The organism is Anaerobacillus sp. 1_MG-2023 (assembly GCF_030547345.1).
In the GTDB taxonomy this organism is placed as follows: Bacteria; Bacillota; Bacilli; order Bacillales; family Guptibacillaceae; genus Guptibacillus; species Guptibacillus hwajinpoensis_B.
Genome location: NZ_JAUORD010000012.1, coordinates 12,638 through 27,895, shown reverse-complemented (window position 1 = coordinate 27,895; position 15,258 = coordinate 12,638). Strand labels below are relative to the sequence as shown.

Below are 15,258 nucleotides of genomic sequence, written 5' to 3'. Positions count from 1 at the left end.
ATCTTCTATTTCTACTTGTAATCCCACAAGACCTTGTATTCTCCCTCTTCTTTTATTACAAACACTTCCTGAACGAGATCAAAATTTCCAAACTGATCGTGAAACTGAAGCGTGACTTTCATTGTGTAAACTTTTTTCATGATCACTCCATTTACTCCAGAACGCCAATTTTTCTTTGTTTTTACTTTGCCAATATCGAACGTAAACGAGGTAGCGCCAATATCTTGTGTAATTAGCTGAGAGCGTAATTGACTGTACTGTTCATCTGAAAACCGATTCTGCATTTCTGGATGAAAAAGGTTCCAGGCTTTTTTGAAATCACCACTTTGTTCATATAAATAAAATTCCTTAACAGTTGCTACAGCTTGTGATTTAGGCTGTTGCCAGATCCAAATAGCAATGCTGCCACCGAGAAGCAGTAAGACGATTAAGCTAAAAATAACCTTTCCTGAACCTCCGCGCTTCCTCCTCGTTTTAAAATATGACAACGTCTCGTCCTCCCTGAAGCTTGACTATTAAAGTGTATGACAGGCGGAAGTTGTCCCATTCGAAGACATATTTCACTAAATTTTAATCTTTCCTCAGAGAGTTTCACGATATAATGGTTTAGGAATTGACTTATAAAGTTGGAGGGAAACAATGAAGCGAAAGTTACTTTGGATGATCATGCCTATGTTGATCGTGGTAGCGGCATGTTCTGAATTAAATCGAGATAAAACGACGTCTGAATCACATAAAGAAGCTAGTGCAGAAAACCAAGGAACAGACACCGACATTCTTACGGAAGAAGACCAATTGTGGGAACTCCTTTATCAGAATCGTTCAGATGAAACGACATTAAAGGAGATGGAGGATCTTTTTCATGAGGGCGTTTCACCGGATACAGTAAACAATGATGGCGTATCACCAATCACTTATGCGGTCATGGAAGGAGATAGCAAGCTTGTTGAGTTCCTACTTCTGAGCGGGGTAGAGGTACATGATCATGAAGAATCGGATCACGATGGGGATGCTGAAGTAAATCATGAGAAAAATGAGAACCTTCTAGAAGTAGCGGTCGAACAAGGAAATAACGAAATTGTTGACTTGCTATTAAAAATGGGTGCTCATTTTGAAATCGGAAATGAGGAAATGTTAGTCAAAGCTGTAAAGGAAGAAAATACCGAGCTCATCAAAATTTTATTACACAATGGTTATAATCCGAACCTAGAAATAGAAGTGGAAGGCGAGCATGATACTTTATTAACTTATTCCATCGTTCAAGGAAATGAAGAAACAATTGCATTACTCCTTGATTCTGGAGCAAATCCAAACTTTACGGTAGAAAAAAACGATGGAAGTGCGCTAGTTACGGCAGTTACCAAAGAAAAGTCTACTGAACTTGTTTCTTTACTATTAGGTAGAGGTGGGGATGCGAATGCTCGTTATGAAGGAGATCCATTGCTATTTGAAGCAATCAAACAAGACAATCCTTCACTTGTTGAAGCTTTCCTCGTAGCGGGAGCCCTTCCTTCTTCTATTGAGGAAAGTGAAGAGGCATTTGCGTTAGCGGAAGAGAGCGATCATACTGCGATTGCAGAACTCCTTCAGCAATATGGTTGGTAAACGTCAAAAAGGTCTTCGTTGGTAGTTACCAACGAGGACCTTTTTTGTGCTTATTTACCATGAAGTACATCACTCAAAAGATCGGGGTAGTTCGTAAACATCCCCGTTACGCCCCAGTCTAATAAGCGCGTCATTTGTTCTTTCTCATTCACTGTATAAGGATGAATGAGTAAACCAGCGCTTCTTACTTTTTGTACGTACGTTTCGTCAATTTTTGAAGCAGACATTCCGACGCCGACTGCATACTCAGTTAGTTCTTGAAGTTCTCCCTCAGAAATTGTTGCTGGCTCTTTATATGAGATGAGCTGAATAAGCGGTAAGTTAGGATCGAGTTTATGCATTTTCAATAGACTTTCCTGACTAAAAGATTGAATAAGTACTTTACTAGATCGTTCATTAACACCTGTTAAATTGTACTTGTTAAGAATGCGAAGGAGCTCTTCTTCCATACCAGGATATACCTCGGGAGATTTCGTCTCAATATAATAGCGAGCATCCTTCCCGAATGTTTGGAGTACTTGTTCAAGAGTAGGCACTTGAAGCCCTTTGTAAGCAGGATTGGCTTTCTCAGGATATTTTTCATTAAACCAGCTACCTGCATCTAACTCTTTTAGCTGCTCAAGTGTATAGTCTTTTACAAGGCCTGTCCCGTTTGTGGTCCGATCAACTAATTCATCATGCATGGCAATGAGTTTCCCGTCCTTCGTCATCTGGAGGTCGATTTCAATGTAGTCGCCTTTCATTTCATCCCCAAGTTTATAGGATACAAGCGTGTGTTCAGGAGCATGTCCAGAAGCACCTCTGTGAGCTACGTTTAATAGTTCGTTAGAGTTCATACCTGGAGACTTGTCCTTTTCAACTGCTGAAACAGTTCCAGTCGGGAGCATACTTGCAAATAAGAAAATGCTCACTGATAATGCTGCAATTTTAATTATCCGCTTCATCTTCATCACTATCATCCTTTCAAAATCGATTCAACTGATAGTATATTCAATGAATGTAAATGGTGATTTACATACGGCGGATTTTTAAATAGAAAAGGGCGAATTCAATTGTTTTGTTAGAAGCGTTGAAGTGGAGGTGAGGAGGAATGGGGAGGGGAAAATGAGGGGAAGGTCTCTTGAAAGAGGCTAGCAAACACGTAACGTGGTACAAAAGTGAGGGTGAAACAGGATTCGTGGTATCAGGACTTTTAGCATGAGAATATTAATAATTTCGACATAAACCGCGGGTGACAGGCACCATAAAAACCACCGCAGGCACGCCCGCGGTGGTTTGATTTTAATCCTTCCTAGCAACAGACTTTCTTTCAACTAGTTCTGTAGGAAGTTTATAATAGCGATCGACTTTTTCGAGTGAAAGCTGCTGGAAGATAAGGTGAACGGCAAGAGCGCCGGCCTCATATTTGGGTTGTTTAATTGTTGTTAGCGGTGGAGAGACATATTCCGATAGCTGGATGTCATCAAAGCCAATGATGGAAATATCATCTGGGACAGAGATTTTCTTTTCGTTAAATGCCTGAATGCCTCCGATCGCCATTTCATCATTTCCGTAGAAAACAGCTGTGGGCAGATTGCCTTGAGCAATTAGCATTTTTGTTGCACGATAGCCACCTTCTCTAGTGAAGTCACCTGAGATTTTCCATCTCGTTTGAAAACGAAGCTCGTGTTCCTTTAATGCTTGTTCGTATCCTTTGAAGCGCATTTGATTGTCATGAGAATTATATGGGCCGCTAATATAAGCGATATCCTTGTGACCATTCTGAATTAACTGTTCCGTTGCGAGATAACCACCTTGAATGTTATCGACCTCTACTTGAATAACATGATCATTGTTTAATGTTCGGTCAAGTACGACCAGAGGAAAGCCTTCACGAGCTGCTTCACTGATGATTTCATCAGTTATGTTGTGAGCTAAAATAATTGCCCCATCAACGCGCTTTTCCGTTAGAAATTTTACCGCAGTGGATTGAGCGCCACCTATTGAGCTACAGGCGATCAAGTCAAAACCATTTGTCATAGTTACTTCTTGAACGCCCTTAATCAGCTCAGAGTAATAAGGTCCTGAAAGATCCTTTAGAATCAATGCAATCGTATTTGTTTTTGTTCGCTTTAGGTCAGATGCAAAGCCGTTTTTTTGATAGTTTAGTTCTCTGGCGGCGTCTTGTACTTTCTTCACCGTTGCAGGACTAACTTTTTTTATGTTATTTAAGGCGTAGGAGGCCGTTGAGACGGCTACACCTGCGCGTTTTGCTACGTCCTTTATCGTTGCCATCTTTTCACATCCTCTATCTAGACAACTTTATAATATGTTTACTTTAAGTGTACAACTAATTGTTAGCAATTGTCAGGTGAATCATTTGCCCTTCTTCTTCTAGCTCACTTTTATTTAAGACCTGACATTGTAAATCCTTCCACAATGTATTTCTGAAAGAAAGAGAAGATGATGACGATCGGAACGACCATAATAGCAGCTCCTGCCATTTGGAGGGCGTAGTTATTTGCATATTGTCCTTTCAGTAGTGACAGCCCAACAGAAAGTGTATATAGTCTTTCATCATTTGCGATAATCAACGGCCATAAGAAGCTGTTCCAAGCGCCGATGAATGTTAAGATTCCCTGCACAGCAAAGATTGGTTTTGCGATAGGAATAATAAGTTTAAAGAAAATATAGAACTCACCAGCGCCATCAAGGCGGGCCGCTTCAATTAAATCCGTTGGAATCGTCGTCATGAATTGCCTGAAGAGAAAAATACTAAAGGCGACGGCGAGGCCGGGGAGAATGATTCCGGTCATTGTGTTCGTTAGCCCCATTTCATTTAATAGAAGGTAAACAGGGATCATCGTCACTTGGGCTGGGATCATCATTGTAGCAAGAACGATATAAAAGATCTTTTCTTTTCCTTTAAAATTAAATTTCGCAAATCCATATCCGGCCATTGCGTTTAATAGAAGACCAAGGAAAGAGAAGAGTACGATAATCAGCGTATTTTTCAAATAAAGCCCAAAGTTTAAGCTTTGAAAAAGGTTTATATAGTTGTCTAACGTTGGATTACTTGGAATAAGCTGTGGCGGTATGTTTAAGACGTCACTTTCTTGCTTGAACGAGCTTGAAAGCATCCAAAGAAAAGGGATGGAGACAACCACGCCTCCTACGATGAGGAGTAGCGTCACAAAAGGCTTTTCGATTTTTTGTAAAAAGGATCTTGATTCCATTCTTTTCACTCCGATCCTGTCTATTAATATTCTGTATCCGATTTTCGTACCTTAAATTGAACAAGCGTGACAATGATAATGAAAATAAAAAGGACAAATGAGCCAGCGGCTGCATAGCCAAATTCGCTGAACTGGAAGCCGTTTTTGTAAATAAAGAGCGCCATTGATATGGTTCCATCTAGCGGGCCACCATCGGTCATGACGAACGGCTCTTCGAAAAATTGCATCCAACCAATCAATGTTGTTACGGTCACAAAGAATGTGGCGTATCGCAGTAAAGGAATGGTGACATTGAATAACACCTGAATCCGATTGGCGCCGTCAATTTGTGCCGCTTCATAATAAGATTTTGGTATGCCTTGAAGAGCGGCAAGAAAGATGATCATGTTAATCCCGATTCCTTTCCAGACGGCAAGAATAATAAGTGATAGTTTTGCAATCGTAGGTTCTGTTAACCATGGAATCGAATCGACAGAGAGCAATGAAAGGATATAGTTAAAGAGCCCGTACTCGGTATTGTAGAGGTAGCCCCATACGACTGCGATCGCAATAATATTAGTAATGGATGGCATGTAATAGACTGCCCGAAAGAACGTAAACAGTTTTGATGTTCCGTAGTTTAATAGAAGGGCGATACCGAGAGAGAAGAAAATGACGAGTGGTACCCCAATTAACACATAGAAAATCGTGTTAAAAACAGATTTATGAAACAGATCGTCTGAGAAAAGATCTATATAGTTTTCGAATCCAATAAAGCTAATATTTGACCAGTCAGCAAGCCCTTTAAGGTTCAGATCCGTGAAGCTGATAAAAAATGCGATGAGAATCGGAACAATACTGAAGACAATTAATATGAGAACTGCAGGGGCGATGAACATTAGTCCATGTCTTGCTTGAAAGGCATTTCTTAGTATACTGCGCATGTTATCCCACCTATCTGAAGAGCGCTTTTCTTTCGATAAAACGGAGTTCAGACGATATTCGCCTGTAACTCCGTCATTGATTAGTCTTCTAGCATTTCATTTGCTTTTTTGCTAAATTCATCAAGCTCTTTATCTACATCTGCGCCGCCAACATTAATTCGTTCAATTGAGGCTAGTAGTTCCTGAGCCATTGCTTCAAATTCCTTCATTTGTGGAGCTCCTTCTGTATTCTCAAGCTGCTCACCTAGCGTGGCGTACATTTCATTATCGCTTAAAGCAGGGTCTTCCCAAGCTTCCACTCGAGATGGAAGAGTGTTCGATACATCAAGCCATTCCAATTGTGTATCCACATCGTTCATATAGGAAAGATATTTTAGCGCTTCGTCCACATTTTCAGAGTTATGGAAGATAGAGAAGTTCGATCCTCCGATACTCGATGTCTTTGTTTCCTTCTCAGGCATAACGGCTACATCCCACTTGCCTTCAAGATCTGGAGCCTGGTCGTTCAGAATGTTAATCATCCATGGACCGCTGAAAAACATTGGTTTCTTGTCGTCTTTGAAAGCCTGGACAATATCAACGCCTTCAGCTGTTTGACTGAGTCCTTCTTTAAAGTAGCTGTTATAGTACTTCATTGCTTCGCGGAATTCTGTACTGTCGAAGTTTAGATCTTTGTTCTCAACGTCCATCTCGTATCCATTTTGCCATGCAAAAATAAATGGGGTGATTTGATCGTTCATATCAATATCAAGTCCATAGTAATCGTCTCCACGATCGGAAAGCTTTGTTGCTGCGTCTTTCAGTTCATCCCACGTTGCAGGAGGTTCTTCAAAACCAGCTTCCTTCAATAAATCTGTACGATAATAGAGGACGCGTGTTTCAACGTACCAAGGAACGCCAATGACTTGATCATCGAATGTCATGGAATCAGCAGCACCCTCGAAATAATTCTCTGGCTTAAATTCAGGGTAGTCTTCAAGATAAGGAGAAAGATCAAGTAAAGCACCGGCATCTGCGAATTCAGGTACCCAGGTTGTTCCTAATTGAACAATGTCTGGTCCTTTTTGGGAAGCGACAGCCGTTAGCAGCTTATCATGGGCGTTTTCCCAGGGGATGGCCTGAACCTTTACTTTTATGTCAGGATTTTCTTCCTCGAATTTATCACTGAGCTCACTAAGTTTTTTTCCTTCTTCACCCATTGCCCATACTGTAATTTCCTTTTTGCCATCACTTGAACTACTGTCATCGTTTGAACAAGCTCCAAGAACCATTGAAATTGTAAGTAAGAACGTAGCCAATAGTGCTGCGGTTTTCTTCTTCATGCAATCCATCTCCTTTTTCACTCTATTTTCCATGCCTACTAACTTGCGACTGACGAACAAACCTTATTGAAACGTTTCGATATTTCGATTATAATCAAATGTGTATCCGCTTTCAACACTTTTGTTAAAATTATTTGAAAATGGTGGTTAGAAGCTTTTCTAATATGGTTTTATGAAGAATTTTAATAAATTAACTCTTTGACTAATTATTTTAGACATGCTTATAATTCAACTAAGATAAAATTGAAACGTTTCGATAAAAGGTGAGGAGGAAAGAAATGAAACCTAATGAATTGAAGAACTTACTTAGTCAAATGACGATACATGAAAAAACAGCTCAGTTGATGCAGCTCGCAACGCCTTTCTTTAAAGGGGCGAAAGAAGCTGGGGAGATAACGGGTCCATTAGAACAGCTAAACCTTAATGAAGAGCAGGTTCGTCATAGTGGTTCTGTTCTCGGAGCATCCGGAGCGGAAAATATCCGCAATATCCAGAAGACTTATCTTGAAGAAAGTAGATTAGGGATTCCTCTTCTTTTTATGTCTGATATCGTTCATGGCTATAAAACGATTTTCCCGGTTCCACTTGCCATTGGATGCTCATGGGATCTGAACCTTGCAGAAGAAAGCGCAAAAGTGGCAGCGCGGGAAGCGGGCGTTTCGGGCATTCACGTAACCTTTGCTCCGATGGTTGATCTTGTTCGAGACCCAAGGTGGGGACGAGTAATGGAGTCGACTGGAGAAGATCCGCATTTAAATAGTGAATATGCACGGGCTTTTGTGAGAGGTTTTCAGGGAGAAGATTTGAGAAACGATGCTGAACGAGTTGCCGCTTGTGTGAAGCATTTCGCTGCATATGGTGCCGTTGAAGGCGGTCGTGATTATAACTATGTTGATTTATCAGAACGAGAGCTTCGCGAAAATTATTTACCTGCGTACAAAGCTGCCCTTGATGAGGGTTGTGAAATGGTGATGACGGCATTTAATACGGTCGATGGCATCCCGGCAAGTGGGAATAAGCGGTTAATGCGCGATTTATTACGTAAAGAATGGGGTTTTGATGGTGTCGTGATCTCTGACTGGGGGGCCGTGAAGGAGCTCATTCCTCATGGTGTTGCGGAAGATGAGCGTGAAGCTGCATTAAAATCGATTGCTGCAGGAGTGGATATTGAGATGATGACCTCAACTTATGTTCACCACCTACCACAGCTTGTCGAAGAAGGTGCTATAGATGAAGAGATCATTGATGAAGCTGTACTTCGAATTCTAGGTCTGAAGGAGAAGCTCGGATTGTTTGAAAATCCATTCAGAGGGGTTGATGTTGAACGGGAAAGAGAAGTTGTTTTATGCGAAGAACATCGGCATGTGGCAAGAAAGCTTGCTCAGAAATCAAGCGTGCTGTTAAAAAATGATTCTGTGCTTCCTCTAAAGAAAGAGCAGAAAATAGCGCTTATCGGACCATTTGGAGAGAGTAATGACATTCTTGGCCCGTGGTCTTGGTTAGGATCAGGAGATGAAGCCGTTCTTTTAAAGGAAGGATTATTATCAAAAATAGACTCTTCTCTTTTGCATGTTGCTAAAGGCTGCGATATCGAAAATGGCTCAAAAGAAGCGTTAAAAGAAGCGATTGAGGTTGCGAAGGATGCAGATGTGATTGTTCTCGCTCTTGGAGAGCATTCAGATATGAGTGGTGAAGCAGGTTGTCGAAGCGACATTCGTCTTCCAAATGTTCAGCTTGAGCTCATTGCAGAAATGAAGAAGGTGAATAAACCTATTGTTGCTGTGCTCTTTAATGGACGGCCGCTTGATCTTCACGGCGTGGTTGAGGAAGCTGATGCGTTACTTGAGGCGTGGTATCCAGGAACGGAAGGAGGGGCAGCAGTTGCTGATCTTCTCTACGGGGATGCGAATCCATCTGGACGGTTAGCGATGTCGTTTCCCCATTCAGTTGGACAGGTACCTGTTTACTACAATCACTTTAACACGGGTCGTCCGAAAGATGCGCCGGATGCGCAGGTTCGCTATGTGTCGCAATATCTTGATATTCCGAATGAACCGGTATTTCCGTTTGGTTTTGGATTAAGCTATACAGACTTTACTTACCGTAATGCGACACTATCCGATTCTATTATGAGTGAAGATGATTTAGTCGTTCACGTGACTGTTGAAAATGTTGGGCTATATGAAGGTGAGGAAATCGTTCAGCTATATGTAAGAGATATCGCTGGAGAGGTTGTACGACCAATGAAAGAGCTGAAGGATTTTAAGAAAATTACGTTACAACCCGGTGAGACAAAGGAAGTTGTCTTTACAATAACAGAGGCGCAACTTCGTTATCATCATAGTGATTTATCTTTTGAAAGTGATCCAGGAAACTATATTGCTTTCGTTGGTTCTAACAGTCATGACGTTCAAGAATTGCCATTTAAATTAGTGAAGTAAAGGAGTGAGGCTCGAGTGATTATGATCGATCGTGGGAAAGCGTGTTTACGAGCTGGAGACATGGAAGCCGTATTTCTAAAAAGTGGAGATCTTTATGAATTAACGACAGGAAATATTATGATCAATCAAGTGCTATCGAATGCTATTGATGGTGCATTAAATAATTTATATTTACGAGTGTTTACGAATGAAGGGATTAGCGCATACCCTTTAATCGGAACTAAATCCAATAGTACTTTTCAATTTGGAACGTCTGAGGCAATTTGGAGAGGGAAAGTTGCGGATGTGCACTATACCGTTGCTTTTCATCTTACGGAGCAGAATATTTGGTTCTGGAACGTCACGCTTGAAGGAAATGATGTTGAAGTAGACGTTGTATACGGACAGGATCTTGGACTTGCTGAAAAAGGCGGTGTTCGAACAAATGAAGCATACACGTCTCAGTATATGGATCATACCGTTTTTGAAGAGGAAGGTTACATCGTTTGTACACGTCAAAATCAACCACAGCAGGGGAGGTTTCCTTACCTTCAACAAGGTTCTCTCGGGAATACAAAAGGCTATTCTACAGATGGTTTTCAGTTCTTCGGGTTATCTTATAAGGAAACAAATGAACCAGAAAGGTTGAAGGAAGAGTCGCTAGCAAATGAAATCTATCAATATGAATTCGCCTATACAGCTCTTCAAACAGATCGCGTGAAGTTAAATGGAGAAAAAGAATTCACTTTTTATGGACTATTTCAAAATGATCATCCTCATTCGACTTCAAAGCCTGTTAGTCGAGATAACATTATCGCTTCTTGGGATTCGATTAAATTGGACCCACACCTAGAAAAAGCACAAGAACGAGTGCAGCATCATGTCGGACAGCCTATTCAATCTCTTGATATGACAGAGGAAGATATCAACGAGCTATTCCCTAATCGTCAACAAGAAGAGCGTGAGAATGGGGCGCTACTATCTTTTTTCACCGATACGTATGAGCACGTCGTATTAAAGCAAAAAGAACTTCTAGTCGAACGGCCACATGGGCATATTTTGATGTCTGGGGAAAATGATCGATTGAATCGGAATGTTATTTCGACAACTTCCTATATGTATGGTGTCTTCAATTCCCAAATTTCTTTAGGAAATACATCGTTTCATAAGATGATGAGCAATCAGCGTAATCCCCTTAATGTTCTAAAAACGTCGGGCCAGAGATTGTATGTGGAATACGAAGGAACCTATCGACTTTTAACAATGCCTTCATTATTTGAAATGGGATTTAATTACGCGCGCTGGTATTACAAATTTGAGAACGACACTATTATCATCACAAATTTTACAACCGTTGATTCTAAGCAAGTGCAGTTAGATGTGAGTTCGAAAAGTGGTAAAGAATATCGCTATTTGGTTACGAATCAAATCTCAATGGCTAACCATGAATATGAAGAAGTCTATGATGTGGAGCAGAAAGGTCGTGTTTTAACGTTCCGACCACATAGTTCCGAAAGTACAAAGGTCAATCCTAACCTCACTTATCAGTTGTCCGTCTCCGGTACTGATATGGAAGTGGGAGATGAGCGTCTACTCGTTCATCCTATTGAAGAAGGGGATGCTTCGCTTGTTGTGCTTCAAATTCAATCTACACAACAGTTCTCATTACATATACAGGGGACACGTGATGGAGAGTATGCTCCTTCTGAACGAGATGCAAGTGCTGAAATTAAACGCTACCGGGACTATATAGGAAAGGTTATGAATCAGTTTCATCTCAGTCATAAAGAAAAGAATGCCGAGTTAGACAGAATGAACGCACTTGCTTGGTGGTACACGCACAATATGCTTGTACATTATTCTGTTCCGAGAGGTCTTGAGCAATCGATTGGGGCAGCTTGGGGAACACGAGATGTTTGCCAGGGGCCAACTGAATATTTCATGGCGACGCAGAATTATGACTCTGTGAAAGAAATCATTCAAACAGTATACGCTCATCAATATGAAGATGAAGGTAACTGGCCACAGTGGTTTATGTTTGATGAGTATGGGGCTGTTCAGCAGGAGGAAAGTCATGGGGATGTTGTGATTTGGCCGCTAAAAGTCGTCGCTGACTACCTTGCTGTAACAGGTGATCATACGATTTTAGATATGGAGTTGTCATATACGCTGCGAGAAGATTTTACATTTAGCGAAAAGAAACATTCATTAAAGGATCATATTAAAAAACAGATTGAGTATGTGAAACGACATTTTCTCAACGATACCTTCCTTTCTTCTTATGGTGATGGGGATTGGGATGATACCCTTCAGCCTGCGAACGCTCAATTAAAAAAATACATGGTGAGTAGTTGGACGGTTGCGCTGACTTACCAGGCTGTGCGTAAGTTTGCGGATGCACTAGTAGAACCTGAATGGAAAAAGGAGCTTCAGGAGCTTGCACTTGGAATTGAACGCGACTATCAGAAATTTCTCCTCGATACAGGAGTTCTTCCAGGGTTTTTATATATGGAAGATCAAAAGCGTCCTGAAAAGATGCTTCATCCAGAGGATAAGAAGACAGGTATCCATTATCGTTTATTACCGATGATTCGAGGCATGATCAGTGAGCTTTTATCTGCAGAAGAAGCGGTAGATCATTACCAAATTATTAAAGAAAAGCTCGCATGCCCAGACGGTGTTCGATTAATGGATAAGCCTGCGAATTATAAAGGTGGAGTGAGTACTCATTTCAAAAGAGCGGAGCAAGCAGCGAACTTTGGAAGAGAAATTGGACTTCAATATGTTCATGCACATATTCGTTTTATTGAGGCAATGGCGAAACTCGGCCAAAGGGAAGAAGTTTGGAAGGGGCTACAAGTTATTAATCCGGTTGGTATTACGGATGTGGTATCAAACGCAGAGAAACGACAAAGTAATGCCTACTTCAGTAGTTCAGATGGGAAGTTCAATACGCGTTACGAGGCGCAGAATCGGTTTGATGATCTTAAAAGCGGATCAGTTCCGGTGAAAGGCGGTTGGCGGATTTATTCAAGTGGACCAGGAATTTATATGAATCAGCTTGTAACAAATGCACTTGGCATCCGCCAGGAGGATGGAACCATGGTGCTTGACCCTATTCTTCCTACTAGATTAGATGGCCTTCAATTGCACTACAAGTTCTGGGGAATGGACGTTACTTTTCAGTATCACCTAACAAATGAAGAAAGAAAAGTTCATATTAACGGTCAGCGAGTTGAAACAGCTCTTAGCTCTAATCGTTATCGTGAGGGCGGAATGGTTGTTCGAAAGGCAGTTGCAGAAAAGTATTTGAATAGCGGCATGAACACCATTGAAATTTGGTTATGATGTAACCTTTGAGGTAATTGTGGAATAAAATAATGAAACCGGGATATCGATACGTTTCGATATCCCGGTTTATTTTTACCTTATTTAATTGAGAAATTCTCTTTTATTAATAAATCTTCTGGTTTTTCGCCAATGTCATCTTTATGGAAGTATTCCTTAATAATGCCATCTTCCAAGTAGTTTGCGATCGCAACCATAGACATTCCTTGATCAAGCGCGAGGTACGCTTCTGTTACTTCTCCAGTTAGGACATTAACTGAATCATAAAAGCCGTATTTCCCGTAAGTACCAAAGTCTTTAAGTGTTTTTAAGTTTTTGTACACTTCTTTAGGTGCGTATTCTAATGCAAGGAAAGACGCGTGTGGTGTTACAATTGCTCCTTCTGCACTATAACCGTCCATACCAAGAGGAGTTGCGCCAAATTCGGAATAGTCTTCAGGAGTTGCGGCAGGAGATAATCCCCATGCAGGATAGCCAAGCTCTTCTTTGGCATATTCGATTTGGATATCAACATGCTTTTGATTATTTAACCCAAGTGCGTTTTGACCAAGTTCCTTTTCTTTCAAGACAAGACCCGGCATTAAGGCTTCAAACATACTACCTCCCCAGCTTGGTACATACTTTTGGTCATTGTATGTATAGTGACCTTCAAATACATCAATGCCATCATATGTTTTGGTATAGCCTTCTGGTACTTGAGATTGCCAATCCCAGCTTGCAGGCATTGTCCGGTACATTTTCCACCAATGTTCTACAGGAACGTCTCCTTTACCAATCGAGATATAGCTCGCAAGGCGTGGTTCTGTATAAAACGCTCCGTAGTGATGCTCTGTAACACTTTCAGTTGCTACATCGTACCCTCCGCGCATTTGGCCAACCTCTGAATCGTAGAGCTTAGAATAGTCCATCGCTTCCACTAATTCACTTGTTTGATCATTTAACTCAGGATAAGCTTGTCCGGCTACGATTAAACCTGCGGATAGCCAGCCGTTATCAACGGTTGAGATGAACTCACCCCAGTCGGTCATAAGTGAACCATCCTTAGTGAAGTACCAGTTATAATATAAACCATTCCACGTCTCGAGTTCTTCTAATGTTTGAAGTGTAGTTTGAATCCTGTGGACTGCTTCATCTCTTGAAATTATCCCAATTTTTTGAGCAGATACTGTACTCATGAAATACATGCCGATGTTTGTTGGTGATGTAAAGTCTTGTACTGTCTTTTCACCATTCTTCATTCGAACGGCATCATACGTTAATCCAGTCTTTTCATCCGTGAAATCTTCAAAGTACCGATACGTCTTCTTTGAAATCGCTTTCAATTGTTTGGAAAAGGCATGCTTCTTTCCTTTGGTAGAACTTTCAGCATTAGCGACTGGCAAGGATCCGGTTAAAACAATGGCTGCTACAAGAAAAAACAAAAGAAATTTTCTCATGAATCCACTTCCTTTCAAAATTAGTGAAACGTTTCGATTTTAGTATACATAAGGAACGGAGGATAGTAAACGGATTGAATGAAAAATATCAGAATTTACTAAAAACAGACCGATGGACATGGGAGAAAGGTTGGATAGTAAGGGGAGAGGGGGATTCGACATAAACCGCGAGTGACAGGCACCATCATAAGCCGATAGGACAACTCCTATCGGCTTCCTTTATACCCGAGTCTTCTCGATATTTCTTTCCCGGCTTGCTTCAGAATGGGTAAATATTCAGCTAAACGCTCTTCTGACATTTGAGGAACGGTGCCTGTAATGCTGATCGCGTACGTTGCACTTCCGAGATGGTCAAAGATCGGAACAGCGATGCAGCGAATGCCTTCTTCGTGTTCTTCGTCGTCAATAGCGAAGCCATTTTGACGAACTTTTTCTAATTCGTTTTGAAATTCTGTAGCGTCCGTGATGGTCCGATCTGTTAGCTTAAATAACTCTTTAGTTGAAAGGAAATCGTTTAGTTGCTTATCACTCGAATATGCTAAGATCGCTTTCCCTACACCTGTGCAATGAAGCGGAGCTTTTCGCCCAGTACGAGAGTATATCCGAATCGTGGACTGTGTCTCCACTTTATCAAGATAAATGACTTGATGATCTACTTCGATCATAACAAGGTGAGCGATTTTTGAAGTTCGTTCACTTAATTCTTCAAGAACATTCCGCGCGACTTCTAAAATATTTAACTCATCGACAACCACATGGTACATCTCAATGAATTTCAACCCAAGTCGATAAGATGTTTGATCAGCTGAGCGCTGGATATATTGGTGTGACTCAAGGGTAGAAACAAGTCGATGAATCGTGCTTTTTGCCACATCAAGCTTGTTAGCGAGCTCTGTAATGCCCATTCCTCCTGGTTTTTCTTTCAATAGTTCTAAAATTTGAAGTGATCGATCGACAGACTGAATCATAACATCTTCCTTTCCTAGACC

General features: G+C 41.0%; 11 protein-coding genes. 3 read left to right on the top strand and 8 right to left on the bottom strand.

The features are described 5' to 3' along the window. Positions 1 to 11: 11 nt before the first annotated feature. Positions 12 to 488, bottom strand: a complete 477-nt coding sequence (locus Q4550_RS17755) for a hypothetical protein (protein ID WP_303534981.1) — start codon at positions 486 to 488, stop codon at positions 12 to 14. A gap of 151 nt (positions 489 to 639) precedes the next feature. Between Q4550_RS17755 and Q4550_RS17750 the strand changes: the two genes are divergently transcribed. Continuing rightward, positions 640 to 1,605 carry an ankyrin repeat domain-containing protein gene (locus Q4550_RS17750; RefSeq protein WP_303534980.1) on the top strand — a complete coding sequence of 322 codons (966 nt, stop codon included), beginning with the start codon at positions 640 to 642 and terminating at the stop codon, positions 1,603 to 1,605. Positions 1,606 to 1,655: 50 nt separating this feature from the next. On the opposite strand, the gene Q4550_RS17745 is transcribed toward Q4550_RS17750, so the two are convergent. The 5 genes from Q4550_RS17745 to Q4550_RS17725 form a co-directional block, all read right to left on the bottom strand. Further along, positions 1,656 to 2,555 (bottom strand): glycerophosphodiester phosphodiesterase, encoded by a 900-nt coding sequence (locus tag Q4550_RS17745; RefSeq protein ID WP_303534979.1) that lies wholly within the window; start codon positions 2,553 to 2,555, stop codon positions 1,656 to 1,658. A 331-nt stretch (positions 2,556 to 2,886) separates the two neighbouring features. Beyond that, entirely contained in the window at positions 2,887 to 3,879 is a 993-nt protein-coding gene (locus tag Q4550_RS17740; RefSeq protein WP_303534978.1) for a LacI family DNA-binding transcriptional regulator, read from the bottom strand. Positions 3,880 to 3,989: 110 nt separating this feature from the next. After that, on the bottom strand, positions 3,990 to 4,820 hold the full coding sequence (locus Q4550_RS17735; protein WP_303534977.1) for a carbohydrate ABC transporter permease: 831 nt from the start codon (positions 4,818 to 4,820) through the stop codon (positions 3,990 to 3,992). Between the two features lie 23 nt (positions 4,821 to 4,843). Next, positions 4,844 to 5,743 (bottom strand): carbohydrate ABC transporter permease, encoded by a 900-nt coding sequence (locus tag Q4550_RS17730; RefSeq protein ID WP_303534976.1) that lies wholly within the window; start codon positions 5,741 to 5,743, stop codon positions 4,844 to 4,846. A gap of 80 nt (positions 5,744 to 5,823) precedes the next feature. After that, a complete protein-coding gene (locus tag Q4550_RS17725; RefSeq protein WP_303534975.1) occupies positions 5,824 to 7,065 on the bottom strand; it encodes a sugar ABC transporter substrate-binding protein in 1,242 nt (413 codons plus the stop codon). Positions 7,066 to 7,343: 278 nt separating this feature from the next. Here Q4550_RS17725 and bglX point away from each other — a divergent pair, with 278 nt between their 5' ends. Continuing rightward, on the top strand, positions 7,344 to 9,506 hold the full coding sequence (bglX, locus tag Q4550_RS17720) for a beta-glucosidase BglX (protein ID WP_303534974.1): 2,163 nt from the start codon (positions 7,344 to 7,346) through the stop codon (positions 9,504 to 9,506). Between the two features lie 21 nt (positions 9,507 to 9,527). Beyond that, positions 9,528 to 12,833 (top strand): GH36-type glycosyl hydrolase domain-containing protein, encoded by a 3,306-nt coding sequence (locus Q4550_RS17715; RefSeq protein WP_303535154.1) that lies wholly within the window; start codon positions 9,528 to 9,530, stop codon positions 12,831 to 12,833. A gap of 80 nt (positions 12,834 to 12,913) precedes the next feature. On the opposite strand, the gene Q4550_RS17710 is transcribed toward Q4550_RS17715, so the two are convergent. Next, the gene (locus tag Q4550_RS17710) at positions 12,914 to 14,269 is read right to left on the bottom strand and encodes a glucoamylase family protein (RefSeq protein WP_303534973.1); all 1,356 of its coding nucleotides are present in this window, start codon (positions 14,267 to 14,269) and stop codon (positions 12,914 to 12,916) included. 206 nt (positions 14,270 to 14,475) lie between these two features. Then, positions 14,476 to 15,237 carry an IclR family transcriptional regulator gene (locus tag Q4550_RS17705; protein WP_303534972.1) on the bottom strand — a complete coding sequence of 254 codons (762 nt, stop codon included), beginning with the start codon at positions 15,235 to 15,237 and terminating at the stop codon, positions 14,476 to 14,478. Between the last annotated feature and the right edge of the window lie 21 nt (positions 15,238 to 15,258).